Here is a 25,858-nt window from a genome sequence, read left to right on the forward strand (position 1 = left end):
GAGAGGATATTTCCCTCTAATAGTCGGATATATTTAAAAAACGGGAGGATATATTCCTATAATGGGTGGATATATCCTCTTCAGCGATTCTCTTTAATGAGGCTTAGAACCTTTTCATAATATATACTATCATGCGGAACAAATTTATCCTTCCCTACAAGCTGATTAAGTGTCAGTTGTTTTCCATCTCTATTCATTTGAAATCCCTGTACTCTTATTTCATCCGCCTCTCCTGTGCAAAGCTTATAAAACTGAGTAAATTCGACTTTTACAATGCCGGATACTTCTTCTTTTTGCAGTTCAAATTCATGCATATCGATGCTGTTTTCGTACATGAAGACATTGGCCATTTCATTATCAAGAAAGTCTTCCTTTTGAAGGGAATATTTAATAACACCTAAAGGGACAAGCTCATGATATGATAGATCAATTCCTATCTCCTCTTTTACTTCCCTTATTCCGTCGCGCACTGTCTCGTCAGCTAATAGATGCCCTGCGGCCGTAATGTCAAAAAGGTTTGGGTAATCTTTTTTTGTCTCGCTGCGAAGCTGAAAATAAAGGTATTCAACATCATCTTCCCTGCTAACAAACCAGCAATGAAACGTTTCATGCCAAAACCCTTTTTTGTGCACTTCTTCACGTGTTGCAGTCCCTTTTTCATTTCGTTGATCATCAAATATTTTCAGGATCTCGCTTTCCATAATCATTCCTCCTTCTGTTTTATTGACGTTGCTCCGTGCAAAAATTCCCATACAGCAATGACACCCAATACCCACATGAAATGATTAAAGAATCCATTAAACTTCAGCTTTTTCATAATTTCTTTTTAATATATCAAATTGGAAAAATTGAGCATTAATATTTAAATTAAAACTTAATTAGATGTACAATTAACTTAAGCTATCATTTGCATTCCGATATGAATCCATGTTGGTTGGGGGATATTTAGTAAAATGAGCTTACATATTTTTAGCAAGTGTCACCTTTTAAATTATAACTCTTGTTTCTCCAAACTAATATATCTTAAAACTCATATTGTATGCATCGTCAATATAGCTTAAATTCAGTGATTTCAGGAGTGATTATTCATGAAAGCCGCAAGATGGCACAATCAAAAAGACATTCGCATTGAAAACATTGAGGAACCAAAAGTCGAACCTGGCAAGGTGAAAATCAAAATTAAATGGTGCGGTATTTGCGGAAGTGATTTGCATGAATTTTTAGGAGGTCCTATTTTTATACCTGTTGACAAGCCGCACCCCCTAACGAAAGAAACAGCACCTGTCACCATGGGCCACGAAATTTCCGGTGAGATTGTTAAAGTCGGGGAATCTGTGAAAAACTTTCAAGTCGGCGATCGCGTGGTCGTTGAACCTATTTTTGCTACCCACGGTCACCAAGGCGCATACAACCTTGATGAACAAATGGGCTTCCTTGGATTAGCCGGCGGCGGCGGAGGCTTCTCAGAATATGTTTCTGTTGATGAAGAATTGGTATTTAAGCTGCCTGGTGAGCTTTCTTATGAACAAGGGGCACTCGTTGAACCGTCAGCCGTTGCTCTTTATGCCGTTCGTTCAAGCAAATTGAAAGCAGGTGACAAAGCGGCTGTCTTTGGGTGCGGACCGATCGGACTGTTAGTCATTGAAGCGTTGAAAGCAGCTGGTGCTTCTGACATTTATGCGGTTGAACTTTCTTCAGAACGGCAGCAAAAAGCTGAAGAGCTCGGAGCAATCATTATTGATCCATCAAAAGTTAGGGATACAGTTGAAGAAATAACCAAACTGACAAACGGCGGGGTTGACGTGTCTTTTGAGGTAACTGGTGTCCCTGTTGTCCTGCGTCAAGCGATTCAATCAACCAATATTTCCGGTGAAACCGTGATCGTAAGCATATGGGAAAAAGGGGCTGAGATCCTTCCAAACGATATTGTGATCAAAGAACGCACTGTAAAAGGAATTATTGGTTACCGTAACGTCTTTCCTGAAGTCCTTTCATTGATGAAAAAAGGCTTTTTCTCAGCCGATAAACTCGTAACGAAAAAAATCGATTTAGACGACCTGATTGAAGAAGGATTTAATGCCCTTGTGAAAGAAAAAAACCAAGTGAAAATTTTGGTTCAACCTGAATAGGAGCGGCATAGAATGCTGGAACCATTTATATAACAATGTTATCACGAGATACGGGGACCTCCTGAAAAGCAGGACAGCTAAATCCCATGAACTGCAAAAAAGAACGGAGGTACTCGAATGATAAACGATTCTAATTTTATACATTTCATGAAACATGCTGATCATCAATTTTCCGGATGGGATTTTTCCTTTCTTTCTGAAACCGGCCGTATGAGTAGCAGCTTGCTTTCTTGGTCTTACGGAAGCATGGCGATTTCACTTATTCACCGTGCTCACTCGATGTTGGATATGGGGACTGGCGGCGGAGAGTTCCTATCCTTGCTGGGACCTTTTACCGGATCTGTCATTGCGACTGAAGCCTACAAGCCTAATGTCCCTGTTTGCTAAAAAGATGCTCGAACCTATGGGAATAAACGTGGTCAGCATTGACGGGGATACAGATCTTCCCTTCCAAGACTCTCAATTCGACTTAATTCTGAATCGGCATGAATCTTACTCTATAAAAGAAGTTCGAAGGATTCTTTCTGATAATGGCACCTTTCTTACCCAGCAGGTTGGATAGTTATGGTAATATTGCAAGACAATGGTTACAAGGTTATATCTGGACCTACGTCACAACAAAGCAATATGATTTAGCTGCCAGATTGATTTTTAATTCGTTAATTAAAGCCGGTTTTAAAGTTAGTGCATCAACTATTGCAATCGAGTTGGGTTACTATGGATGGCAATGTCGGAATGAGTGGTAAAGCATAACCTGTAATGGGGGAGGAAGAATGTCTTTTAAACTAATAAGTGAGATCATCTTATTATTAACACTATTGGGTTTATTCGCATCGCATGGACGTTCAAAGGTGAAAAAAATTATGAAGATGACGTATATAATTATTCCAGGTACATTATTTATTTGCTTGTAGCTGAAGTTGCTATATATGTCATATTTCAGCTAGTGTAAAGCTGGCCAAATCAGTCTGCTTTTATCTTTCAAGTTTTCATTCCTTTGGATAATGAATAAAAAGAACAAGCGACGAATTAGATTGGATCATGACGATTGAAAAAACACCGTCAGGAAGAGATTTTTAAAAGTCCTTTACTGTATAAAACGTTCTATTTGTTTTTTGTTTGGGCGGCAGCACTACAGACTGATCAGAAAGCAAAAAACGCTTTCTGTCATTCTGTACGTGTCGCTTCGGCACTAAATGGCCCGATAACCACGGACTGTACGGCTTGCGCCTACATTCCGTAGGTTCCTGTTCCATTTGCCTTCGGCCGTACCGAACGAGCCGAAAACCGTAAAAGCAAAAGACAAAGGAATTTTATCATAACGTAATCCTCGCTTTCTCTTCCGCACCAACAGGGAAGAAGCAAGCTACTTCCTGTCCAGGCACCCCGCGTTCCTCCAGGACGGGGATGTTCGTCTTACAGAATTCCGTCGCTTTCGGGCAACGGGGATGGAATACGCAGCCTGTTGGCGGATTGGCAGGGGAAGGCAGTTCGCCTTTCAATACGATGCGTTCCCGTGCCCGTTCCTTGTCGGGATCTGGCAAAGGCACAGCGGATAGCAATGCATTGGTATAAGGATGCTGCGCATGTGTCTGGAATGTTTCACGATTGGATTTTTCCATCACTTTGCCAAGGTACATGACGGCGACGCGGTCGGCAATATGATTGATGACGGATAGATCGTGCGCAATGAATACATAGGTCAGATCCAATTACTTCTGAAGATCCTGAAATAAGTTGATCACTTGGGCTTGGACAGATACATCCAGTGCACTGACAGGCTCGTCACAGACAATCAGCTTTGGTTCCAGGGCAAGGGCGCGGGCGATTCCGATCCGTTGACGCTGACCGCCGGAGAATTCATGCGGCAGCCGGTTATAATGGTCATCGGGATTCAATCCGACAAGCTCCATCAGCTCTTTTACCCGGGATTCCAGATTTTTTGTCTTTTTGTATGCCTTCAAAGGAGCAGCAATGCTTTCACTCACTTTCATGCGCGGATTCAGACTTGTATACGGATCCTGGAAAACCATTTGCATATTGCGGCGCAGCTCGTAAAGTTCCTTGGAAGATGCATCTGTATACGGCTTTCCGTTGAAAAGGAGATCGCCGGAAGTAGGCTTATGCAATCCGACGATGCTTCTGGCAAGTGTACTTTTCCCACAGCCGGATTCCCCAACAATCCCTAAAGTTTCTCCTTTATGGACGGTCAAATCGATACCATTCAAAGCCTTCACATGATCAGTCGTTTTCTGCAATACACCATTCTTGATCGGGAAATGGACGTGTAAATCCTTGATTTCCAATAATGCGGTCAAGATAGCAGCACTCCTTTCTGCTCTGCCACAGCTTGTTTTTCTTCATCGAATTGTGCCTTGCTGAGCACACAAGCAGCCCAGTGGCCGGTGCCGCGTTCAGTAAGCGCAGGATCGGTTTGAAGACAAGCGTCTCGTGCAAATGGGCAGCGGGGATGGAAATTGCAGCCATTGGGCGGATGTATCAGATTAGGCGGATTCCCCTCGATATGCAGCAACCGTTCGGAACCAGCTGCATCCAGTCTTGGAATCGAGCGCAGCAGCGACCATGTATACGGCATGGCCGTGTCATAAAAAATATTTGCTGTACTGCCGGACTCGACGATTTTGCCTGCATACATGACGAGGATTCGATCTGACAGATTTGCCACCACTCCGAGGTCATGGGTAATCATGATGATGGCTGTACCATATTTCTTTTGTATCTTTTTCAATAGTTCAATGATCTGTGTCTGTATCGTTACATCCAAAGCTGTTGTCGGCTCGTCCGCGATGAGCAGCTTCGGCCTGGCAGCAAGCGCAATGGCAATCAGGACACGCTGACGCATCCCGCCGGAGAATTGATGCGGGTAATTCTGCAACTGGCGTTCCGGATCTGGAATGCCGACATCTTCCAGCAGCTCGATCGCTTTTTGGCGAGCTTCTTTTTTGGGAAGCTTTTGATGGGTCTGGATGGCTTCCATCAGCTGTCTGCCGATTTTGAAAACAGGATTAAGGCTGGACATCGGATCCTGGAAAATCATTGCGATTTCTTTCCCGCGCAGATTGCGCAGGCGCTTTTTATCCATTGTCAGGATGTTTTCTCCTTCGAAGAGGATTTCTCCTTTTGGATAGGTTGCTGGCGGTTCCGGGTTCAGCTTTGTCAGTGAATGAGCAAGGACGCTTTTTCCGCTGCCCGATTCCCCGACAATGCCGATGGTCTGCCCAGCTTCCAGTCGGAAGGATACACCATCAACCGCTTTGACGAGGCCGGCTGGTGTATCCAGGTGGACATGCAGATCCTTTACTTCTAGCATAATGTAACCTCCTCTAGGCAGCTGGTGCTGTTTGTTTTGGTTTGCGTTTCCGCTTTTTCTTGATGCTATGCGGATCGAAAGCATCCCGAAGTCCATCGCCAAGTATGTTCAGCGATAAGACGGTGATGACGATTGCGATACCAGGGAAAATCGAGAACCAGGGAGAGATCGTAATATAAATCTGTGATTCCTGCAGCATATTTCCCCAAGTCGGCGTGGATGGATTGACACCGACACCGAGAAAGCTGAGTGCAGCTTCTGCGAGTATTGCTTTGGCAAAAATGAATGTACTTTGCACAATGATAGGGGAGAGTACATTCGGCAATATATATTTGAATAAAATGACGATATTGCTAGTCCCTGTTGTCCGGGCTGCTTCAATGTATTGCGCATTATTGATTTGCAGTACGGCGGAGCGGACCACGCGCGACATGACTGGGAAGAAAGCAATCGTAAGGGCGATGACGATATTCGTGATGCTTCCGCCGAGTGCCGCTACAAGTGCCAATGCCAAAAGCAGGGCAGGAAAAGCGAGAAAGCCGTCCACAATCCGCATCAGGATAAAATCGGTTTTACAGAAATAGCCGGATACAAGACCGATCAATGTACCGATGACTGTCGCAATGATGGCTACAATGACGCCGACAGCTAAAGACACACGGGCAGCGACGATGACACGGGCGAAAATGTCACGACCGAAATCATCGGTGCCGAACCAATGAGCGCCAGACGGTGCCAGCAGTCGCTGGTTGGCATCCATCGCCGTAGGGGAGACTGGCAGCCACCAATTGGCAGTAATGGTTGCCAGGGCAATCAATAGGAATATAGTCAATGCAATAATGTTCCTTTTCTTGGACATCATCGTTTATGTACCTCCTTTGGCTTTAGTCATAGCGGATCCTTGGATCAAGGAATGCATACAAGAGATCGACGACGAGGTTGACGAAGACGTAGATGGCAGCGATGAACAGTACCACGCCTTGAATCACCGGATAATCCCGTCGGTGAATCGAGTCGATCAGCAGCTGTCCGATTCCTGGGATGGTGAACAGCGTTTCGATGATGACCGTCCCGCCAAGCAGCCCTGCGACAGTGGCGCCAAGGACAGTCGTTGTCGGAATGAGCGCATTGGCGAACACATGCTTCATCAATACATCACGTTCACGGACACCTTTTGCTCGTGCCGTTTTTGTATAATCCTGATTCACGGAATCAAGCATGCTGTCCCTGAGCATCCTTGCGATGATACCAATCTCTACAAGCGCCAGTACAAAAGCAGGCAGAAGCAAGTGATAAAGCCAGGGTCCAAAACCCTCGGCAAGCGGCATATAACCGGCAACCGGGAATATCGGGAATGTCACCCCAAATGCCAGCACGAGCAAGATGGCAAGCCAGAATTCCGGTACCGACACACCGAGCAGGGATGCGTTTGTGAATAATGGATCCAGAATCGTTTTACGTAAAGAAACAATCAGGATCGCAATCGGAATGGAGATGATCAAAATAAAGAGCAGGGACAAGATCATCAAACTGAAAGTCGGACCAAAATTGGCAAAAATCAGTTCCGTGACCGGCTGGGCTGAATAGACACTTGTTCCTAGGTCACCAGTGATGACTTGTTTGAGCCAGTCGAAAAATTGAATATATAGGGGCTCATTCAGGCCAAGCTGTTCTTCCAGCTGTGCAACGGCTTCAGGGGATGCATCTTCACCAAGGATGATGAAGGCTGGATTGCCAGGTGTCAGGTGAACGAGCAGGAATACGATGATACTGACCACGAGCATGACGGGTATGACAGACAGGAGCCTGCGGATTGTATAGTGAAGCACAAGAATCACTCCTTTATTTAGAAATGGAAGAAAACCGCCAGCGGTAACGCAGGCGATTTCCTCGGGGCATTACTTGGATTTCCATGTATTCCAGAAGCGCGGACCATACCAATCTTCATAATCCTGCAGCTTGGAAGTGCGTGCATCCAAAGTGGAAAGGTTGCTTACTTTTTCAAACGGAAGCTCATCGTAGATTGTCTTATTCAGCTCAGCCAGTATTTCTTTTTGGGCAGCTTCATCTTCTGCTTCACCCCACTGTGTGACAAGCTCCTGCCGGGCGTTCGCTGTTATACCAGCCGCTGCTGTTGGAATCCTGACTGACCATTCCGGCTTGGTTTGGCGAGAAGAACGGAGACCAGCCAACTACGACCATATCCCAGTTAGCAGCAACGCTCCATTTTTCCAGGTAGGTTGCCCATTCATAGGACTCAAGCTCGACATTGAAGCCTGCTGCTTCCAGCTGCTGTTCTGCAATTTCGGCGATTTTCTTATACTCTGCATGGTCATTCGAGAAGATGATTTTCACCGGCTGCCCATCATAAGAGCTGACCTCCAGCAGCTTTTTCGCCTCATCTGGATCATAAGCTTCGAAATTATCGATGTTTTGATCCAAGTAAAGAGCTGTTTGATCGGGCGTGAACAGGGCTCCATCCAGATTATAGAATTCACTATTACCATAAGTAGCCTTGGCGATGGCCTCTTTATCAAGCGCTGCGTGAAGTGCTTCACGGACTTTTATATCGTCAAATGGCGCTTCGGATTTATCCGGGGTGATGACGGAATATCCATTGCTTGAGATAGCTGGTTCGACATTAGGTGTGGTATCGACTACATCATACAAATCAAGTGGGATGGACTGTACATAATCATATAGATCTGTCTTCAATCCATTGAGCATTACTTGTGGGTCTTTCACGATCTTGAAATGAATCGTATCCAGATAAGCTGTCTTTTTACCAGTCAGACCGCCCCAGTCTTCCTCTTCGCGAGATTGATAATCTTCGAATCTGGAAAGGACGATTTCGTTGCCGCGCTTCCAGGAATCGAATTTGAATGGACCTGTACCGATCAGCTGTTCATTTTTCAGCGGCTGTTCACCCGCAGCTTCCGCGATATCGGCAGGAATGATGACAGCAGATGCTTTCGGAGCAGCCAGATCGGTTAGCAAAGCGGTATATGGGTCTTTCAGCGTAATGACCAATGTCAAGTCATCTTTTGCTTCGACAGAATTCACATGTGTTGCTGTGATCTTACCGACGGAAGAGACCTTAAGCCAGCGCTCGATCGATGCTTTGGCATCCTCGGCAGTTACGTCCTGGCCGTTGTGGAATTTCAGTCCATCACGAAGGGTGATGGTGTATGTTTTCTTGTCATCGCTGACGGTATAGTCGTCAGCTAGTAAAGGACGAGCCTGGTAATCCTTATCCAGGGCGAACAAACCTTCATAGATATGCCAGCCGATTTTTCTCGCAACACTTTCGCCGGAATACATCCAATCCAGTGTGTCGGGATCCGCCGTCATGGCAACATTCAAGTCGCCGCCTTCAACAGGTTCTCCGCCGCTTGTACCGGAGCTGCTGCTGGAATTGCCGGAGCAGCCGAATAAGGCGATGGTGGCCGCTAAGCCGAATAGTATGAGTGCAAATTTCTTCTTCAAGACATTTCCTCCTTAGCTTCCCAATAACGAGAATACGATTTTCGTGAATGCTTTCTCCGTGATGAGCAATGCCCGCTCATCGATGTCGAATTTCGGATGATGATGCGGATAGTGTGTGGCTGTATCCTCATTGCGGGAGCCGACTTTAAAAAAGCTGCCGGGTTTTTCCTGCAAGTAATAAGCGAAATCCTCTGCTCCCATCCCAGTTTCAAGTTCTATTACCTGTTCTTCACCGAATTGTTCAGAGAATAGCTGCTGCAAAAGAGCAGTTTCCTCTGGATGGTTATAAAGCGCAGGATAGCCGTGCAGGTAATCGATGGAATAAGTCGCACCGAAACCGCTCGTGATTCCGGAAACGATGGCTTCTATTTGCTGTCTGACCTGCTTGCGGATGTCGGCATTGAACGTCCGCACTGTGCCTTCCAATTTGGCGGTATCCGGTATGACATTGAATGCGTTACCGGACTGGAATACACCCAGTGTCACCACCGCAGATTCCAGTGGGCTGACTCTTCGGCTGACAATCTTCTGCAAAGCACTTACGATATCACTGCCGATGACGATTGGATCGACAGCCTCTTGTGGTGCTGCGCCATGACCACCTTTTCCTTGGATGGTGATCGCAAATTTATCCACTGCGGCCATTTTGAATCCTTCACCGACACCGATCTTCCCGACAGGGGCAGCAGAGTTAAGATGAGCGCCATAGACATAATCGACACCGTCAAGTGCGCCATCTTCAATCATTGCCTTGGCACCGCCGGGCGGTACTTCCTCAGCAGGCTGGAACAGGAAGACAACTATGCCTTTCAGGCTGTCTTTATGCTTGATCAATGCTTTGGCAGTCCCCAGCAAAGCAGCAGTATGGCCGTCATGTCCGCAAGCGTGCATCACGCCAGGTATTTTGGATCGATAGGCTGTTTCTTTCTCATCCACTATCGGCAGGGCATCGAAATCAGCTCTGAGGGCAATCGTAGGTCCTGCCTCTTTCCCTGACAGCGATGCGACGATGCCATACCCGCCGATATCTGTCTGGATATCTTCGTAGCCGAAGCTGCGCAGCTTATCGGCGATGAAACGGGCGGTTTTCGTCTCCTGAAAACTTAATTCAGGATGCTGATGCAGATATCGCCGCCATTTGACGACTTCTGCGAAATCATTTTCCAATTCTGTATGTACCTCCGCAAGTGTCTGCTTCATGGTCTCCATCATGTAGCCTCCTGTATGTAATAATCTTGATATTTACTATGGAATTAGTCGGATTTTGCCTTTAAAAAAGACCCCTTCCGAATAGAAGAGGGCCTTTTTTAAGCTTCTGCTCTTCTTATCTTCGGTGACAAACACCTGGAATTAGCACAGTACTGCGGCTTGCAGCCTGTTGCTTTGGCTTCGCAGGGCCATTCCCTTTACCAATCTGGATAAGAAATATTAGTTGTAAGGATAGACCGAAAAGTTCTGGGTGTCAATCCTATTTTTTAACTTAGAGTGCCATCAGAAACTGCTGTAGCTAAAAAATTCAACAGAAATAATTGTACTTGATAGAAAACTTTAAAAAATGACTTGACCGGATTTTCCTGTATGTAACATATCTTTAATATAAAAAATAAATAATAATTTTCTTATCAAGAGAGACGGAGGGACTTGGCCCTATGATGTCTCAGCAACCAGTCTGTCAAGACACGGTGCTAATTCCAAAAGGTATCCGCCTTAAAGATAAGAAGCTGATTTGGTTATGACTGAACCTTCTTCCTTTTTGGGGAGAAGGGTCTTTTTTTATAGAAGGGTGAGAAACAATATAGGAAGTAGCTTGGAGACGACATTTGTACAGATAGGTAATCGAAGTGATGGAGTGACAGGGGCTGTCAATCCGCCGGTTTATCTTTCCACCGCCTATGTACATAGCGGAATAGGGGAATAACCGGTTATGATTATTCCAGGACGAAGAACCCGACTTGATCTGTTCTGGAGGATGGGTTCGCAAAGCTTGAAAAGGGCGATCAGGCATTTACCTGCAGCTCGGGCATGGCAGCAATCCAACTTGTATTATCACTTTTCCGATCTGGCGACTCACTGCTTGTGCCGGAGGATATATACGGAGGAACTTATCGACTGTTCGATTTCTTTTTAGAATCATTCGGAGTGACGCCGATTTACGCTCTATTTCGGACTGTGGAAGAAACAGCAGCGATGATAACGGATGGACAAAAGCGATCTTCCTGGAGACACCGACAAACCCGCTGATGCAGGAAATCGACATTGCAGCGTATGCGCAGTTGGCGAGAGCACACAAGCTATTGTTGATTGTCCGACAATACATTCCTGACACCATATTTCCAGCAGCCAATTACACAAGGGGCAGATCTGGCTGAGATGTCGCATGCCGCCATGCCGGAGGATGAGCGGAGAAAACGCGGTATCACAGATGGTCTTTTGCTGAAGAATTTCCTGTTCAAAGATTTTATGATATTGGAGCGATAGTCTATTATTTAAAAGCTATCCCATGGCAAATACCTGATTTTACGATAGAAAAATACAAGGATCCAAATGATTCAAACGGAAGGATACTTTGTAAAACAGCACCGTTTCATCATTCAATCAATCGCGATTTAAGGAAACAGGGTCTCAAAGTATGAGACCCTGTTTTCGTATAGGGGCTGGCGAACATTCTTTAAATTTTATTTGCAATAATATGCTACACTACAAATAGTCTTATTTTTTCATAATAACGATTGGTACTTTATTGTATAAATTTCCGTTTGCAAGCAGGTGAAAGTATTGGATATCAAACAGCTACAGTATTTTATCGAAGTTGCCCGTTTAAATAGCTTTACCCGCGCAGCTGACCATTTGTTTGTCACGCAGCCGGCCATTAGCAAAATGATTAAAAATTTAGAGGAAGAGCTCGGAGTTGTCCTTTTCAATCGTTCGCGGAAAAAATTAACTTTGACTGATGCCGGACGTGTTCTATATGAGCAGGCAAAAATCATTGATAAAGCCTTTCATCAATTGGAGACAGAGCTGGAAAATATTTCTCATTTAAAAAAAGGCCATATTCGAATTGGCTTGCCTCCGCTCATTAATTCTTTGTTTTTCTCAACAATTATGGGGCAATTCCATAAAGAATATCCCGGTATCACCTTCGAGTTAGTTGAAGACGGTTCAAAAAAAATTGAAGAGAATATTATAGACGACAAGCTTGATTTCGGTGTGATTGTTCTTCCGACAAATCAGGAATTATTTGATTGCCATCCTTTCATGAAGGAAGAGTTAATGCTGATCGTCGATTCGGAACATCGATTGGCGGATAAAACGAAAATTCCGATGGCTGAACTTGAGCATGAAAACTTTGTCTTTTTTAATAAAGACTTTGCGCTACGAGATCGAATTGTTGCTGCATGCACTAAGTCAGGATTTAAACCAAGCATCATCTCGGAAAGCTCACAATGGGAATTTATTGAAGAAATGGTCGCTAGCAAATTAGGAGTCACCTTACTCCCTAAAAGCACTTGCGAATATCTTGATGAACGTGTGAAGGCAGTAAAAGTTACGGATCCGTCAATCAGCTGGGATTTAGCAATCATTTGGAAAAAAGATTATTATATTTCCTATGTCGCAAAGGAATTCCTTCAGTTCACAAAAGATCGAATTTCTTTAAAATACGATAACCATTGAGCACTCCTTCCTAATACGAAGGTGCTTTTTTTATAACCAAATAAGGGATTTTGATAGCGTTTACATAATTATTAGTTATGTTCAAGATAAATTTTAACCATTTTACACTAAAAAGTGAAAGGAGTACACTTTTTATGTAGATAAATATGATTTCTCCTGAGAACACAAAGAAGAAGGTGTCATACAATGGCAATAGCAACGGCAAGAAAAACGTCTGAAACACGTATCGTAAACACTGATCAAGTGTTAATTAGCGATTTAAATAACTATTATACTCTTTTCGGCGGAGTTCTGATGAAAAAATTAGATGGATGTGCAACACTTTCTGCCCGTAGACACGCTAGAGTGAAAGAATGTGTGACAGCATCAACAGACTCCATAGATTTCTTGCACCCTATTCGTCAATCAGATTCAGTTTGTATCGAATCTTTTGTTTCCTATACCGGAAGAAGCTCCATGGAAATCTTTTGCAAGGTTATCGCTGAAGATATGATGAGCGGGGAACGACGTATAGCTGCAACGGCATTTTTAACATTCGTCGCACTGGACGAAAACAAAAAGCCGATTGAAGTTCCAAGCATTATCCCGGAGACAGAAGAAGAACAATATCTTTATGAAACGGGAAAAGAGCGAGCAGAAATCCGCAAACTAAGAAGAGAAAAAAGCCGGGAACTGGCGCAATTTATTACAGTTAAAAAGCCATGGGATTGATCCGGTGGCTTTTCCAGTTGTAAAAGGGAGGTATTGTTTATGACTATCGCTTCTATGAGTGACTTGCAAACGACTAAACTGGCCGTTGAAGAGTTCAAGACAGCTCACCCTGATCTTTTTGACAGGTTTGTTCACTTAATACATCTTACGCGCCAGCTCCAGTTTAAGTTTCATTATATGGGCTGCTTGCTATTAAATGTAAACCCTGATAAATACTCACCAAAATGTATCGATGAATTTGTGATTGACCTTTATAAAAAAGAATTAAGCGGTTTAAAAAATGCTCGTGGTTTCTCGGTATTAAAACAATTATTAACTGAAAACTATCAAGAGATTGGGTACGCTAACATTTGTAAATTAGCTCTCGGTGAAGCGCCTAAATCCTTAATTGGAGCTTCGGTTGTTAAGTAATATTCATCAGGCAGGTTCCTATCATATAGGAGCCTGTTTTTTTCTGTTTTAATTACCTCGGGTTCATAATACCCTTTTTTATAAGGAACCTCCCCTTATTAATACCCTGCTTTTTTCCTAATAGATTTCAAAAAGAGAAAACCGTTTATTACTCATTATTCCGGGTAAAGCATTACTAAATACGAAAAGAGGTGTGCATCCATGAGTGAAAAAAATCCAGACAAACAAAATGACTCAATTGAGCAGAAAAAGAAAGAGCAGCAGAACGATGACATTGAGCCGCAGCGCGATCCGTCCGAACAGGAAAGTGAGAGCACCGAGGATAATCAAGATAAATGATTGTGGAACTTATAAAAACCGGAAAGACACATTAGAATAATCGATCAAACTAAAAGCCCTTATACAAAAGGGCTCTAGTTTACATAACAATTAATTTATTTTTCAAGCTGCTTTGTTTTATCTGGATATTCTTCCTTTAAAGGATCAATTGCGGTTTTATCCTCAATATCAAACTTTTCCTTTATTAACGCGTTTTTTTGAGTCCATTCCAAAATATCTTGTAAATGATTTATATCATCTTGAGTAAACGCAATATCAAACACCCAATCTTTTTTTAATTCTTCTTGAACTTTATCTGCAGGTAATTTCAATTCTTTAAAAGCTAAATCAGCTGCATGATCCGGGTGTTCCTTTATATATGGATTTGCTTCATTTAAAGCTTTCAAAATGTTCTTAACCGCTACTTTATTTTGTGCAAAATCTTCACTAGCAACTACATAGCCCCTCATTGCAAAATCAATATCGTTAAGGTCATTCAAAACTTTTGTTTCTTCAACCTCTTTAGCCCTGGCAAGAAAAGAACCCTCAAACCAGGCACCATCTATCTCTCCTCTTTCAAAAGCTGCATACATTTCTGCTGTTGAGGTCAATGGTAAAAACGTTACATCACTTTTTTTCAAATTAAATTTCTCTAAATATCTTGCCCAAATGTATTCATTTGCAGTGCCGTTTTGTACCCCTAAACGTTTGCCTTTCAAATCCTCTGGTTTATTAATACGATCTTTAACAATGAATTGTGAACGACTGGGATTAGGTAAAGAAAAACGTGAAATAATTTTCAAATCTCCCTTTCCTAATCGGGTTAATGCTGCGTAGTCCATTGCAATCCCAATATCAGCTTGTTTCGAAATAACAGTGTTTAACGTATCTATCCCAAACGAATAAGTAGAAAATTCCGCATTAACCCCATGTTTTTCAAAGAATCCTTGATCCCCCGCTACACGAAATGGAATTGAAAATACACCGGAATCCAGAGCTATAGAAACTTTCTGTCCTTTACTATCATTTCCTTTATCCCCTGATGTTGATTGACCGCATCCACCGAGAATAAATGAGAGAATGATTATGAAAGAAAAAAGAATTTTAGGAAGATATTTTTTTGATTTCATTATCAATATCCTTTCTTTTTAGGAGGCTTGTTGACCAAATTCTCTCTTATTAATGCTTGCTTTACGCACACCGTATTTTTTCAACAATAAACTGCCTGCGTTTGTCAGAACTTTATCCATAAAAAATCCCATTAAGCCGAGTGTGATTATGCCAGCAAATATCCAATCGGTTTTCAAATATAATCTGGAAGTCCAAATTAAATACCCAATTCCCTCTTTTGCTGCTAACATTTCTGCCCCGACAATCGCCATAAAAGAGTTCCCCATTGCTAAACGAATTCCATTAAATATATAAGGGACGGTCGCGGGAAGAATTACATGTAGTAATATCTGTACCTCCGTTGCCCCCATTGATCTTGCCGCTCGAAATTTATTTTCATCAATGGCAAGGACACCGGCCATTGTATTTAGTGTGACTACAAAAAGAGTCGTATAAGTAATAAGGGCGATTTTGGATTGCTCCCCTATTCCTAACCAAAGAATAAATAAGGTTACAAATACGAGAGCAGGTATAAATCGAAAAAAATTCAAATACGATTCTAGCAATAAACGAATATATCGGAATTTCCCCATTAATAAACCGATCGGAATCCCAATTAAACTTCCAAGTGTCCATCCAGTTAATATACGTCCATAGCTTATAAGAGCGTAATTTTGCAAGGTTCCATCACTTACTAACTCAATACCGCCGAGAAAGGTTTCCCACGGTCCAGGAAAAAATTCAGGTTCTGAGAACAATGAGATGATCTGCCAAATAATGATTCCGGCAACCCACCCCAAAAAACCGAGCCTTATATTTTCAGAAGTGATAAAATTTCTGATTTTAACTAATATTAGCAATATCCCATCCACTCCTTTCTCTATTAAATAATTTCGCTAACTTCATCTACATTAAAACGATTATTCGTATTTGAATTGATTTCAAAGTGAGACTGAATCATTTTATAATGTTCGTTAAAATTTTGAGATGTTATATCACGAGGGTAAGGAAGTTTCACATCATAGATACTCTCAATAAAAGAACCAGGCCCTTTTGACATAATGCCTATTCTTTGTCCCAATAGAATGGCTTCTTGAATATCATGAGTGACAAAAATGATTGTTTTCTTTGTATGTAGCCATATGCGAATGAATTCCTGCTGTATCGTACGTCTTGTCTGCGCGTCCAGGGCTCCAAAAGGCTCATCCATCAATAAAATTTCCGAGTTATTCGCTAACACCCTTGCAATTTGGACACGTTGCTTCATACCTCCAGAAAGCTCTTCTGGTAATTTTTTCTCATGCTCGCTCAATCCAACTAACTGTAAGTATTTATCCGATATAGAGCTTCTTTCTTTTTTACTAACCTTTTGCATTTTCATTCCAAATTCAATATTTTCTCTTACATTTAACCAAGGGAACAAGGCTGCATCAGGCTGCTGAAACACCATTGATCTTTCTTTTCCTGGTCCGCTTATTTCTTTATTCTGTATAAAAAGATCCCCTCCTGATTTACTAATAAATCCCGCAATAATATTTAACAACGTAGATTTACCACAACCACTTGGTCCGAGTAATATAAAAAATTCACCGCTACGGATATCGAGATTAATATCTTGTAACACATTTACTTTCGACTTTCCGTCATAGGCTTTAAAAAGTTCTTTTATTTCAATCGAATTTTCTAGCTCCTTGCTCATGTACAAGCTCCCCTTTCTAAAATTTTCAGACTAAAGGACAGACCAAGATTTTAATTCTTATTATTCTTATTGGTTTTATTTGAATAACACTATAACTTGTGTAAAAATCTTTGTCAAAGCATTTTTCAATAAATCGGGCACTCTTTTAAATATATTTATATTTTTTCTTGACTTCCTTCTAAACAGGTTCTAATATCTTTATAAAATCGATGCGTTTACTATGTTTTAAAAGCCGAATTGCTAACCAGTCATCTAAATGCCGCTGTATTAGCTGATACGGCAAGCTTTTAATTCAGAAACGAACCCATCGAGTAAAAAGGAGGCAGGTATATACGAGCTCTTGAATCTCTGAAGAATGAATGAATAACCTAGTGTCTTAAATGATCAAAAGTGTTTTTTATTAAATCACCCACAGAAGTGGAAATTACAGGAGGTAATAATATGAGTTTAGTTGAGAAAAGCAATTTAACTGATAAAAATTTGGAAATACACCCTGTAGCCGGACGAATCGGAGCTGAAATACAAGGAGTTCGTCTTTCTGATGACCTTGATACTCCAACGATTGATGCTATAAAGCAGGCACTGCTGAAATATAAAGTGATATTCTTCCGAGGACAAAACCATCTTGACGACAAGAGCCAAGAAGCGTTTGCACAGTTATTGGGAGATTTAGTTTCGCATCCAACAGTACCGACTAGGGAAGAAACAGACTATATCCACGAGCTGGATTCTTCTCATGGAGGAGGAAGAGCCAACTCCTGGCACACAGATGTATCATTTGTTGATGCATATCCAAAAGCGTCAATCCTTCGTGCAGTTGTTGTTCCACCTTTTGGAGGAGATACCGTTTGGGCAAATACTGCAGCGGCCTATCAAGATCTTTCTCCTGAGTTACGTGATCTAGCTGACCGTCTTTGGGCCTTGCATAGCAATGAATATGATTACTTAGGATCCCACACACAAGCATCTTCAAAAGCAATAAAACATTTTACAGAAGTCTTTACCTCTACTGTTATCGAGACTGAACATCCTGTTGTACAAGTACATCCAGAAACAGGAGAACGCACATTAATACTCGGGCATTTCGCAAAAAAGATTTTAGGTTTGTCGTCCTCTGATTCTTTTCATCTATTTTCAGTTTTGCAGAATCATATCATTTCTTTAGAAAACACTGTACGTTGGCACTGGGAAGCTGGCGACGTAGCGATTTGGGACAATCGTGCAACACAACATTACGCAATAAATGACTATGGCGATCAACATCGCGTAGTGCGAAGGGTTACTGTAGAAGGCGAAGTTCCAATTAGTGTGGACGGCCGCCGAAGTGTCACTCGCAGAGGAAAATAAAGATTGATTTATTAATGTAGGGTTCTACCACATTCGTTTCTCAAAGAATTATTAACTTAAATTCGTGGGACGAACCCTACATCAAAATGAAATAAGAGAAGCGGGTAGCACTTCGTATTTTTAGATTTCTGGCGTAATTCCCACAGACTTCGCGATGTTCCTTTTTGTAAATATAATAAAGTATTACCAAATAGGAAAAGTTGCCTAAAGGAAATCTTCCTTATCAAAACGAAATAGTAATCAACCTCTTTAATACATAGGAAAATGTATTCATGCTCGTTTTTAAACACTATCATTTTTTAGCAATTCATATTTGTATTTCCCATCAATAAGTAGTAATATTTAATTATCCGATAAAGATAATCAGAATTACATATGGAGGAGAGTAAAATGGCCAATATTGCAAACAATCTTACACAATTGATTGGTAATACCCCGTTGTTGGAGCTTGCTAATTTTAACAAAGAAAACAACGCAGGAACAAAAATCATTGCCAAACTTGAATACTTCAATCCTGCAGGAAGTGTAAAAGACAGAATTGGATTTGCAATGCTTAAAGATGCAGAAGAAAAAGGGTTAATTAATAAAGATTCAGTTATTATCGAACCTACCAGCGGTAATACTGGCGTAGCCTTGGCTTTTGCAGCAGCAGCTCTTGGATATAAACTAAAAATTATCCTTCCGGAGAACTTTAGTATTGAGCGCAGAAAGCTGATGAAGGCCTTAGGTGCAGAACTTGTTCTTACTCCAGCTCCGGAAGGTATGCCAGGCGCCATCAAAAAAGCGGAAGAATTGGCTGCCGAGACTCCAAATTCGTATATACCTCAACAGTTTAAAAACCCGGCCAACCCGGAAATCCACAGAAAAACGACTGCGGAAGAAATTTGGCGCGACACTGACGGTGAAGTGGATATTTTTGTCGGCGGTGTTGGAACCGGCGGTACGATTAGCGGAGTAGGAGAAGTTTTAAAAGAGAAAAAAAGCTCAGTAAAAGTTGTTGCAGTTGAACCGACTAGTTCCCCTATATTATCCGGAGGCCAAAAGGGTCCTCACAAAATTCAAGGCATCGGCCCTGGTTTTGTGCCGGATAACTATAACGGATCTGTCGTTGACGAAATTCTTACAGTGGAAAATGAAGAAGCAATTGAGACAGCTCAATTATTGGCAAGAAGTGAAGGCTTAGTTGTCGGAATTTCTTCTGGTGCGGCGGCATTTGCGGCCGTTGAGATTGCCAAAAGACCAGAGAATGCCGGCAAAACGATTGTCGTATTGCTTCCTGATACTGGAGAAAGATACATCTCAACTGACTTGTTCTCTGCAGAATAATCTAAAATTATATTCGAAAGATTTTAACGAAACTCTAAAGAAAAGAGCAGGCGAAATGCCTGCTCTTCTTAAATAGATAAAAATAAATAAGTAATTGTTGCGATAGGAAAAGGTTGTTTAATATTAAACTCTTTCTTCTCACCAACCCTGTTTTTATGTATTTTCGTTTGCTGCCATAAAGACAACTTAAGTACTTTTGTTTACTTAAAATCCTACTTTTCCCCTTTTCACTTAAACTCCATGATCCGTAATAAAACAGGCGAACACAATTGTCCTGACACCGTTTACCTTTACGATCCCGGCAGGACAATTATTCAGCGTTCAAGTCTTTCCAGGTAACCCAATCATTATTCTGTTACAATACGAATGAAAATTAACTCTTATACCAGGAACATTTAATATTACTAGAAAGGAAATTTTTAGGAGCTGATTACATTGAACAATACAGAACTTTTTTCTACGATTCAAGAAGCCTCTAGCCGATCAGGATTAACCACTCATACACTACGTTATTATGAAAAAATCGGGCTTCTTCATGATATCCAACGTGACAAAAGCGGTAAGCGATTTTACTCAGAGGAAGACATGAGTTGGATCATTTTTCTGCTTCGCTTGCGGGAGACGGGAATGTCTATTCAGCAGATGCTTCGTTATTCTGATCTTCGACGTGAGGGGGAATCAACAGTAACAGAACGACGGAAAATGCTTGAGGAGCATCAAGTCCTAGTTAGAGGGAAAATTGCAGCTTTACAGGAAAACTCCGACGTACTGGATAAAAAAATCGAATTGTACAAAGAGCTCGAATTAGGATTATCCTAAAAACAAAAACATGTTGACTTCGAGCGCGCTCTAACAACTAAAGTAGATTTATGAGTTGATATCTACTTAGGAGAGGTGGAGTTTAAATGACAGAAGCAGCCACAACAGTAAAAAGTTTTTTTGAAGCATTATGGAGTAAAGATACGGAAAAAGCTCTTCAATTAGTGGATGAAAATGCAACCTTTATTGCTATGAGAAAGGAATCGTCTGATCAGCTTCCTTTGTACGGAACTTTTAAAGGGAAAGAGGGAGTTGAAAAGTTTATTGCAATTTTGGCAACTTCTTTCGACACTCAACATTTTCAAATTAATCATATTATGGGAGAGGGAGAATGGGCTGCTGCTTGGGGTACCTTTCAACATATTGTCAGAAAAACTGGAAGTTTATTCGAAAGTGAGTGGTCAGTTATTTGCCGAATTAACAATGGTCGTATTCTTAGTTATCAGATTTATGAGAATACAGCTGCGTTAGAAAGAGCTTTTGGTGTCCGATAACATAAAGTAGAACTATAATCTAAGAACTGTCTTCAGGTATCCCGCAAAAATACGCAAATAGAACAGGCAAATAATTTTGAGTTTCGCCCAAGCATACCCACGAATGAAATGTTGAGAAAATTCTCACATTAAAACAAACACGTTTGAAATTATTTTGCTACCCAAATTTATATTAGGGGTCAGTATGCCAAGTTAAAGGGGAAGATTAAAATGGATACACAGGAGAAATATACAGTTATTACCGGAGCAAGCTCTGGTATAGGTTACGCGACAGCTAAGGCTTTCGCAAAACGCAAGAAAAATATCATACTTGTTGCTCGCCGTGAAAACAACCTGAACGAACTGAAAAGAGAAATCTTGCAGGAAATTCCTGAGCTGGATATTGTGATAAAAGCAGTCGATCTATCCGTTAGTCAAAACGCCCATCAACTCTATCGAGAGTTAATTCCGTATCAAATCGAAACATGGATTAATAATGCAGGTTTCGGCAGCTATAACAGTGTGTCCAGTCAAGACTTGGAAAAGATTGAAACATTGCTGCGCCTAAACGTGGAAGCCCTGACTATCTTTTCATCCTTGTATGTGCGCGATTATAAAGACGTGGATGGTACACAACTAATCAATATATCTTCAGTCGGCGGATACACAATCGTGCCAACGGCCGTTACCTACTGTGCTTCCAAGTTTTTTGTCAGTGCATTCACCGAGGGATTGGCCCATGAACTGAAAGCCGCCAATGCAAAATTACAAGCTAAAGTTTTGGCACCTGCCGCAACCAAAACCGAATTTGGAAAAGTGGCAAACAATACAAGCGAGTATGACTATGACAAAACTTTTAGTACATACCATACAAGCGATGAAATGGCCAATTTTCTCTTGCAGCTTTATGATAGCAACATGACTGTTGGCAGAGTTGATAGAGAAGCCTTTGAATTCAAACTTAGTGAACCACTTTTTGCTTATGCAGGCAATTCTAAGAATAACCAAAAAGTTCAACTGGAAGATTAACACAGAATAATTTTATAGTGGAAGAAGTAAAAGGGCGATACATATTATATATGACTAATATGTATCACCCTTTAATTTTTATGACTTTCTACGATTTAGGTCTAGATAAGTTTTAAATGACCAATCTAAATTCTGTTTCCACAATCTCATTTGTATTGATAAACACCAGCTGGTTTTTTTGGTTTTTGTCTGACATAATCACAACGATCAACACTCCAAAAGAAATCGAAAGCTTATCAATACCTTTTTATAAAAAAATAAGAATTAAGTGTGTTTTTTCCTTTAGTGATGTTATAACTCACACCAAGTTTTCTTATATCCCATCAATCCTTTTCGGTTTCTTCTCTTTCATCATACAGATCATTGAAAAAATCATAAATCTGAAGATACAAACGAATGTGATAAATGAGATGTAAAAATAAAAGTAATTTGTATGAAAATGATAGTTATTATCAATACTATAAATAGTAAAAGGTAACCAAGATTTTGGTTACCTTCAGAAAAATTAATGCTCTGGTTTAAATGTTTTACAATCTGTTTCTTCACTAGTTGATGCTTCTTTACCTTTATTACTAACTACATATATAGCATCCGCATTACATTTGTTTCCAGAACCCCAATACGTACAGTTGTTGACTTCACAAAGAACATCTTGAGCCATAGTATCACACCTCCTATTTTGCTATCATTAACAAATTAGAGATGGTTGATACTTTCTTTTTTTCCTGTAGTGAACACGATACAGACTGTTCCTTTCTGAGTCAGTTCTCTTTTGTATGTTTATTCCATATTACTATGTTTTTGGAAAGCCTGATCGTGACCTACTTCGTTTTTTCTTCCGTACTCCAAGCATACCGTATCAAATGCAATATGCGCGCACTGATCGAATAAGGAACCGAGCGGCTGGATCGTTTTTAATTCATTTTCACGACGATACTTAGTAGCCGCCGGTATTTGCAGGGTTAGTGAAGAGTAGGAAGCGAGCTCAGATTCGGGATCGGTCGTTATTGCGGCCACAAAGCATCCTAACGAGCGTGCTTTCTCTGCTGTCCAAACGACACTTTTCGTTGTACCAGAACCTGATACAGCAACAAGTACATCATTCTTTTCAATCGATGGTGTAATCGTTTCACCAACTACATAAACCGTTGCTCCTAAGTGCATTAACCGCATCGCAAAGGATTTGGCCATCAGGCCGGATCGTCCCTCGCCAATGACAAAGATTCGTTCTGAACGTGCGAGGAGATCGGCCATTTTTTCGATCTGAAGTTTGTCAATTTTCCCTGAAACAAATTTGATTTCTTCTATGATTCTATCTAACGTTTCCATATGGAGTACCTCCTATCAATTCTCGAAAACGGGCAGCTGCGGCTGACGGCTGATCTGCTTTTGTTATCGCTGATCCGATAATAACGGCAGTCGGGTTAAGTTTTTTTAGTCTTTCAATCGGATCGAATGTAATTCCGCCTGCCACCGTCCAGCGTACCCCGGAGGATTTCAGAGTTGATTGTGATCCGTTGCTTTCATTTTTCAATCCCTGTATTTCCTGCTCATCCTTGCTTACATGATCACAAAAAATGGCGTTTTGATAAATTAATAGGCTTTTCTTTCTCTCTTCTGACACATTCAATAAATCGATCATCATTTGTTTTTCATATTTTTTCGCTGTAGCTTCACACGTTTGCAAGGTGGCAGCTGGAGAGACCCCCATTACTGTTGCAATATCAGCACCTGCTTCATAGCACATTTCAAATTCATATTTGGCATTATCAATCGTTTTGCAATCGGCAACAATCACTTTTTCCGGGAAGGCTTCCTTCATGGCTTTTATGCTTGCTACCCCAAACTCTTTAATCAATGAAGTTCCTACCTCAATCCAATCGACATAGTCTCTGACCTGCTCGGTTAAACGGATGGCATCAGAAATCGTTAAGCGATCGAGCGCTAATTGAATTTTCATTTTACGAAACTCCTTCATTGTTTTTTCAATCAATTTATTCGTAGCAGAAGATCAAACTAAACCGATTTATTAAATTATAAACGACCTGCAAGCGTTTTACCATCTCTGGCTTGCTCTACTTCTTTGATAAATCGTTCTGCCTTATCCGTAAGCTGCAGCAAATAACCTTCTGATAATTTCTCCTTGGTATTAACAAGCGTGCTTCCGACACCGACTGCAGCCGCTCCCGCTTTAATAAAGGTACCTGTATTATTTATATCGATGCCCCCCGTTGGCATTAACGGAATCTGCGGGAGCGGGCCGGAGATGCTTTTAAAATATTCCGCTCCCATTGCAGCTGCAGGAAAAACTTTAATCAAATCAGCGCCAAATTCATAAGCTGTCAGTATTTCTGTTGGTGTGAGGGCTCCTGCAACACTGATAATGCCGTACCTTTTGGTCATTTCAATCGTTTCTTTTCTTACTGTGGGCGAAAAAACAAACCGTGCTCCTGACAGGATTGCTGCTCTCGCCGTTTCTGGATCAAGTACTGTACCTGCTCCAACCAAAATTTCTGGTCCCAACTCATCCGATAGCTTCTCAATGATGTCCAGTGCTTTTGGCGTTTCCATTGTAATTTCTAAAGCTGTGACGCCACCTGCTTTCAAGGCTTCAGCGATTGGAATAATCGTATCAAGTGTTGTACCTCTGATCACTGCGACAACCGCGCGCTGTTTTATTTCTTCAACTTGCATTTTGAAACATCTCCTTTTCTATTAACTTGAATGTACTGGCAGGGTAGCGACTCTCTTCTTTTTTGGTTTATGCAGTGCCCACACAGTTAAAATTGCTGAAAAGAAAAGTGATCCCGCCATAAAAATGTAGGACGCCCCATATCCTCCTGTTGCGGCGTTTAAGTACCCGACGATGTATGATCCGGCGAAAGAACCTAACGCCCCCATACTATTGATTAACGCCATAGCACCTCCGGCTACATTCCTCGGGAGAATTTCAGGAATAATCGCAAAAAACGGACCATATGGAGCGTACATTGCTCCCCCGGCAATCACTAACAAAAGAAAAGATAGCCAAAAGTTACTCGTGCCAATTTCGTAAGAAGCATAGAACGAAACGGCCCCAATCAAAAGAAACGGCCACACAAAGCTCCCGCGATTTAACAATTTATCTGATAAAAAGGAGGCTCCAAGCATTAATACGATGGCAAGAATATAAGGAATAGAAGAAAGCCATCCTGTTGTCACGATATCCATGTTCGGAGCAGCGTTAATGATGGAAGGCAGCCACATGACAAACCCGTAAACGCCGATGCTCCATAGTGCGTATTGAAGGCTGAGCAGGATGACCGTTTTGTTTTTAAAGGCTTCTCCGTAATTTTTGACAGGCTTTATCCCTTTTTGTTCTTTTTCTAATTCTTCTTGAAGCAATTGTCTTTCTCTTTCATTCAGCCATTTTGCGTCCTTCGGCTTATCATTTACTAGTTTCCACCAGAAAAATGCCCATAGAATCGCAGGTAGACCTTCGATAATAAACATCCATCTCCAGCCAAAAGCATTTAATAGGTATCCGGAGACGATCGACATCCAAAGGATCGTTGCGGGATTTCCTAAAATCAAGAAGGTATTTGCCCGGGATCGTTCAGCACTTGTGAACCAGTGACTAAGGAATACGAGCATTGCCGGCATGACAGCGCTTTCTACAACACCAAGCAAAAATCTGATACCAAAGAGGAGACTGATGTCCGATACCATCCCTGTTAAACTGGCGAGCGCACCCCATAAAATCAGCGACCAGAAGATTAGCTTTTTCGCGCTTTTATTTTCAGCATAATGCGCGCCGGGAATTTGGAAAAAGAAATATCCCAAGAAAAACAGTGATCCGAGTAAAGAAGAGATTGCCGGAGTAATATGAAGATCTTCAGCAAGTCCTGCAGCAGCGCCAAACCCATAATTCGCACGGTCTAAGTAAGCAAGGCTGTAGGTAATGAATACGACCGGGATTAATCGGAGCCATCGCTTTTTTGCAATTGGTTGATTCACC

The 25,858-nt window shown here is 41.6% G+C and carries 25 protein-coding genes, 4 pseudogenes and 2 riboswitches; of the genes and pseudogenes, 13 read left to right on the forward strand and 16 right to left on the reverse strand.

The window, feature by feature from the left end; all coding sequences use genetic code 11:
• Positions 1-80: 80 nt before the first annotated feature.
• Positions 81-701 carry an NUDIX hydrolase gene (locus tag JOC74_RS11965; RefSeq protein ID WP_053606144.1) on the reverse strand — a complete coding sequence of 207 codons (621 nt, stop codon included), beginning with the start codon at positions 699-701 and terminating at the stop codon, positions 81-83.
• A gap of 387 nt (positions 702-1,088) precedes the next feature.
• Here JOC74_RS11965 and JOC74_RS11970 point away from each other — a divergent pair, with 387 nt between their 5' ends.
• Together JOC74_RS11970 and JOC74_RS11975 are read left to right on the forward strand one after the other, a co-directional pair.
• Entirely contained in the window at positions 1,089-2,129 is a 1,041-nt protein-coding gene (locus JOC74_RS11970; protein ID WP_053604792.1) for a 2,3-butanediol dehydrogenase, read from the forward strand.
• 117 nt (positions 2,130-2,246) lie between these two features.
• Positions 2,247-2,688 (forward strand): annotated as a pseudogene (locus JOC74_RS11975) (class I SAM-dependent methyltransferase); the annotation flags it as partial.
• 757 nt (positions 2,689-3,445) lie between these two features.
• On the opposite strand, the pseudogene JOC74_RS11980 reads toward JOC74_RS11975, so the two are convergent.
• From JOC74_RS11980 to JOC74_RS12010, 7 genes and pseudogenes are all read right to left on the reverse strand, one after another.
• A pseudogene (locus JOC74_RS11980) lies at positions 3,446-4,450 on the reverse strand (ABC transporter ATP-binding protein).
• Positions 4,444-5,460, reverse strand: a complete 1,017-nt coding sequence (locus JOC74_RS11985) for an ABC transporter ATP-binding protein (protein ID WP_053604796.1) — start codon at positions 5,458-5,460, stop codon at positions 4,444-4,446. Before JOC74_RS11985 ends, JOC74_RS11980 begins: the two are co-directional and overlap by 7 nt.
• A gap of 13 nt (positions 5,461-5,473) precedes the next feature.
• A complete protein-coding gene (locus JOC74_RS11990) occupies positions 5,474-6,322 on the reverse strand; it encodes an ABC transporter permease (protein ID WP_211086156.1) in 849 nt (282 codons plus the stop codon).
• A 22-nt stretch (positions 6,323-6,344) separates the two neighbouring features.
• On the reverse strand, positions 6,345-7,289 hold the full coding sequence (locus JOC74_RS11995) for an ABC transporter permease (RefSeq protein WP_082364112.1): 945 nt from the start codon (positions 7,287-7,289) through the stop codon (positions 6,345-6,347).
• 69 nt (positions 7,290-7,358) lie between these two features.
• Complete coding sequence (locus JOC74_RS12000) at positions 7,359-7,652, reverse strand: hypothetical protein (protein ID WP_211086177.1); 294 nt, start codon at positions 7,650-7,652, stop codon at positions 7,359-7,361.
• A complete protein-coding gene (locus JOC74_RS12005; protein ID WP_211086157.1) occupies positions 7,537-8,946 on the reverse strand; it encodes an ABC transporter substrate-binding protein in 1,410 nt (469 codons plus the stop codon). The genes JOC74_RS12000 and JOC74_RS12005 overlap by 116 nt, the downstream gene beginning before the upstream one ends.
• Positions 8,947-8,958: 12 nt before the next feature.
• The gene (locus tag JOC74_RS12010; RefSeq protein ID WP_211086158.1) at positions 8,959-10,155 is read right to left on the reverse strand and encodes a M20 metallopeptidase family protein; all 1,197 of its coding nucleotides are present in this window, start codon (positions 10,153-10,155) and stop codon (positions 8,959-8,961) included.
• Positions 10,156-10,267: 112 nt separating this feature from the next.
• Positions 10,268-10,371, reverse strand: a riboswitch (SAM riboswitch).
• A 191-nt stretch (positions 10,372-10,562) separates the two neighbouring features.
• Positions 10,563-10,666, forward strand: a riboswitch (SAM riboswitch).
• A 75-nt stretch (positions 10,667-10,741) separates the two neighbouring features.
• Here JOC74_RS12010 and JOC74_RS12015 point away from each other — a divergent pair.
• The 6 genes and pseudogenes from JOC74_RS12015 to JOC74_RS12040 all read left to right on the forward strand — a co-directional run.
• Positions 10,742-11,310, forward strand: a pseudogene (locus JOC74_RS12015) (PLP-dependent transferase); the annotation flags it as partial.
• Between the two features lie 71 nt (positions 11,311-11,381).
• A pseudogene (locus JOC74_RS12020) lies at positions 11,382-11,556 on the forward strand (SAM-dependent methyltransferase); the annotation flags it as partial.
• A gap of 165 nt (positions 11,557-11,721) precedes the next feature.
• Complete coding sequence (gene cidR, locus JOC74_RS12025; RefSeq protein ID WP_053604801.1) at positions 11,722-12,618, forward strand: cidABC operon transcriptional activator CidR; 897 nt, start codon at positions 11,722-11,724, stop codon at positions 12,616-12,618.
• A 186-nt stretch (positions 12,619-12,804) separates the two neighbouring features.
• A complete protein-coding gene (locus JOC74_RS12030; protein ID WP_053604802.1) occupies positions 12,805-13,329 on the forward strand; it encodes an acyl-CoA thioesterase in 525 nt (174 codons plus the stop codon).
• A gap of 39 nt (positions 13,330-13,368) precedes the next feature.
• Positions 13,369-13,740: a hypothetical protein gene (locus JOC74_RS12035; protein ID WP_053604803.1), complete on the forward strand. Its 372-nt coding sequence runs from the start codon at positions 13,369-13,371 to the stop codon at positions 13,738-13,740.
• 201 nt (positions 13,741-13,941) lie between these two features.
• Positions 13,942-14,079, forward strand: coding sequence for a 3-methyladenine DNA glycosylase (locus tag JOC74_RS12040; protein ID WP_098945253.1), 138 nt, complete (start codon positions 13,942-13,944; stop codon positions 14,077-14,079).
• Between the two features lie 95 nt (positions 14,080-14,174).
• Here JOC74_RS12040 and JOC74_RS12045 read toward each other — a convergent pair whose 3' ends face one another.
• The 3 genes from JOC74_RS12045 to JOC74_RS12055 are packed head-to-tail and all read right to left on the reverse strand — an operon-like array spanning position 14,175 to position 16,867.
• Positions 14,175-15,188 carry an ABC transporter substrate-binding protein gene (locus tag JOC74_RS12045; RefSeq protein ID WP_053604804.1) on the reverse strand — a complete coding sequence of 338 codons (1,014 nt, stop codon included), beginning with the start codon at positions 15,186-15,188 and terminating at the stop codon, positions 14,175-14,177.
• 18 nt (positions 15,189-15,206) lie between these two features.
• On the reverse strand, positions 15,207-16,028 hold the full coding sequence (locus tag JOC74_RS12050; RefSeq protein WP_225970251.1) for an ABC transporter permease: 822 nt from the start codon (positions 16,026-16,028) through the stop codon (positions 15,207-15,209).
• A 23-nt stretch (positions 16,029-16,051) separates the two neighbouring features.
• The gene (locus JOC74_RS12055; RefSeq protein WP_053604805.1) at positions 16,052-16,867 is read right to left on the reverse strand and encodes an ABC transporter ATP-binding protein; all 816 of its coding nucleotides are present in this window, start codon (positions 16,865-16,867) and stop codon (positions 16,052-16,054) included.
• Between the two features lie 441 nt (positions 16,868-17,308).
• Between JOC74_RS12055 and JOC74_RS12060 the strand changes: the two genes are divergently transcribed.
• From JOC74_RS12060 to JOC74_RS12080, 5 genes are all read left to right on the forward strand, one after another.
• On the forward strand, positions 17,309-18,214 hold the full coding sequence (locus JOC74_RS12060) for a TauD/TfdA dioxygenase family protein (protein ID WP_053604806.1): 906 nt from the start codon (positions 17,309-17,311) through the stop codon (positions 18,212-18,214).
• Between the two features lie 390 nt (positions 18,215-18,604).
• Complete coding sequence (gene cysK / locus JOC74_RS12065; protein ID WP_053604807.1) at positions 18,605-19,540, forward strand: cysteine synthase A; 936 nt, start codon at positions 18,605-18,607, stop codon at positions 19,538-19,540.
• A gap of 435 nt (positions 19,541-19,975) precedes the next feature.
• A complete protein-coding gene (locus tag JOC74_RS12070) occupies positions 19,976-20,359 on the forward strand; it encodes a MerR family transcriptional regulator (protein WP_053604808.1) in 384 nt (127 codons plus the stop codon).
• A gap of 86 nt (positions 20,360-20,445) precedes the next feature.
• The gene (locus JOC74_RS12075; RefSeq protein ID WP_053604809.1) at positions 20,446-20,853 is read left to right on the forward strand and encodes a nuclear transport factor 2 family protein; all 408 of its coding nucleotides are present in this window, start codon (positions 20,446-20,448) and stop codon (positions 20,851-20,853) included.
• A gap of 210 nt (positions 20,854-21,063) precedes the next feature.
• Positions 21,064-21,861 carry an SDR family NAD(P)-dependent oxidoreductase gene (locus tag JOC74_RS12080; RefSeq protein ID WP_211086159.1) on the forward strand — a complete coding sequence of 266 codons (798 nt, stop codon included), beginning with the start codon at positions 21,064-21,066 and terminating at the stop codon, positions 21,859-21,861.
• 505 nt (positions 21,862-22,366) lie between these two features.
• On the opposite strand, the gene JOC74_RS12085 is transcribed toward JOC74_RS12080, so the two are convergent.
• From JOC74_RS12085 to JOC74_RS12105, 5 genes are all read right to left on the reverse strand, one after another.
• Positions 22,367-22,522 (reverse strand): DUF1540 domain-containing protein, encoded by a 156-nt coding sequence (locus JOC74_RS12085; RefSeq protein WP_082364115.1) that lies wholly within the window; start codon positions 22,520-22,522, stop codon positions 22,367-22,369.
• A gap of 119 nt (positions 22,523-22,641) precedes the next feature.
• Positions 22,642-23,190 carry a 6-phospho-3-hexuloisomerase gene (gene hxlB / locus JOC74_RS12090; RefSeq protein ID WP_053604811.1) on the reverse strand — a complete coding sequence of 183 codons (549 nt, stop codon included), beginning with the start codon at positions 23,188-23,190 and terminating at the stop codon, positions 22,642-22,644.
• Positions 23,174-23,821 (reverse strand): 3-hexulose-6-phosphate synthase, encoded by a 648-nt coding sequence (hxlA, locus tag JOC74_RS12095; protein ID WP_053604812.1) that lies wholly within the window; start codon positions 23,819-23,821, stop codon positions 23,174-23,176. Before hxlA ends, hxlB begins: the two co-directional genes overlap by 17 nt.
• A gap of 74 nt (positions 23,822-23,895) precedes the next feature.
• Entirely contained in the window at positions 23,896-24,555 is a 660-nt protein-coding gene (locus JOC74_RS12100) for a bifunctional 4-hydroxy-2-oxoglutarate aldolase/2-dehydro-3-deoxy-phosphogluconate aldolase (protein WP_053604813.1), read from the reverse strand.
• Between the two features lie 21 nt (positions 24,556-24,576).
• Positions 24,577-25,857 (reverse strand): MFS transporter, encoded by a 1,281-nt coding sequence (locus tag JOC74_RS12105; RefSeq protein WP_053604814.1) that lies wholly within the window; start codon positions 25,855-25,857, stop codon positions 24,577-24,579.
• Position 25,858: the final 1 nt, after the last annotated feature.

This window comes from Bacillus capparidis, assembly GCF_017832095.1.
GTDB lineage: Bacteria > Bacillota > Bacilli > Bacillales > Bacillaceae > Bacillus > Bacillus gobiensis.

Excerpts from the sequence above, each read along its gene's own strand:
- JOC74_RS11965 (WP_053606144.1), bottom strand. The coding sequence starts at position 701 with ATGGAAAGCGAGATCCTGAAAATATTTGATGATCAACGAAATGAAAAA.
- JOC74_RS11970 (WP_053604792.1), top strand. The coding sequence starts at position 1,089 with ATGAAAGCCGCAAGATGGCACAATCAAAAAGACATTCGCATTGAAAAC.
- JOC74_RS11985 (WP_053604796.1), bottom strand. The coding sequence starts at position 5,460 with ATGCTAGAAGTAAAGGATCTGCATGTCCACCTGGATACACCAGCCGGC.
- JOC74_RS11990 (WP_211086156.1), bottom strand. The coding sequence starts at position 6,322 with ATGATGTCCAAGAAAAGGAACATTATTGCATTGACTATATTCCTATTG.
- JOC74_RS12010 (WP_211086158.1), bottom strand. The coding sequence starts at position 10,155 with ATGGAGACCATGAAGCAGACACTTGCGGAGGTACATACAGAATTGGAA.
- JOC74_RS12030 (WP_053604802.1), top strand. The coding sequence starts at position 12,805 with ATGGCAATAGCAACGGCAAGAAAAACGTCTGAAACACGTATCGTAAAC.
- JOC74_RS12035 (WP_053604803.1), top strand. The coding sequence starts at position 13,369 with ATGACTATCGCTTCTATGAGTGACTTGCAAACGACTAAACTGGCCGTT.
- JOC74_RS12040 (WP_098945253.1), top strand. The coding sequence starts at position 13,942 with ATGAGTGAAAAAAATCCAGACAAACAAAATGACTCAATTGAGCAGAAA.
- JOC74_RS12045 (WP_053604804.1), bottom strand. The coding sequence starts at position 15,188 with ATGAAATCAAAAAAATATCTTCCTAAAATTCTTTTTTCTTTCATAATC.
- JOC74_RS12055 (WP_053604805.1), bottom strand. The coding sequence starts at position 16,867 with ATGAGCAAGGAGCTAGAAAATTCGATTGAAATAAAAGAACTTTTTAAA.
- JOC74_RS12060 (WP_053604806.1), top strand. The coding sequence starts at position 17,309 with ATGAGTTTAGTTGAGAAAAGCAATTTAACTGATAAAAATTTGGAAATA.
- cysK (WP_053604807.1), top strand. The coding sequence starts at position 18,605 with ATGGCCAATATTGCAAACAATCTTACACAATTGATTGGTAATACCCCG.
- JOC74_RS12075 (WP_053604809.1), top strand. The coding sequence starts at position 20,446 with ATGACAGAAGCAGCCACAACAGTAAAAAGTTTTTTTGAAGCATTATGG.
- JOC74_RS12080 (WP_211086159.1), top strand. The coding sequence starts at position 21,064 with ATGGATACACAGGAGAAATATACAGTTATTACCGGAGCAAGCTCTGGT.
- JOC74_RS12085 (WP_082364115.1), bottom strand. The coding sequence starts at position 22,522 with ATGGCTCAAGATGTTCTTTGTGAAGTCAACAACTGTACGTATTGGGGT.
- hxlB (WP_053604811.1), bottom strand. The coding sequence starts at position 23,190 with ATGGAAACGTTAGATAGAATCATAGAAGAAATCAAATTTGTTTCAGGG.
- hxlA (WP_053604812.1), bottom strand. The coding sequence starts at position 23,821 with ATGAAAATTCAATTAGCGCTCGATCGCTTAACGATTTCTGATGCCATC.
- JOC74_RS12100 (WP_053604813.1), bottom strand. The coding sequence starts at position 24,555 with ATGCAAGTTGAAGAAATAAAACAGCGCGCGGTTGTCGCAGTGATCAGA.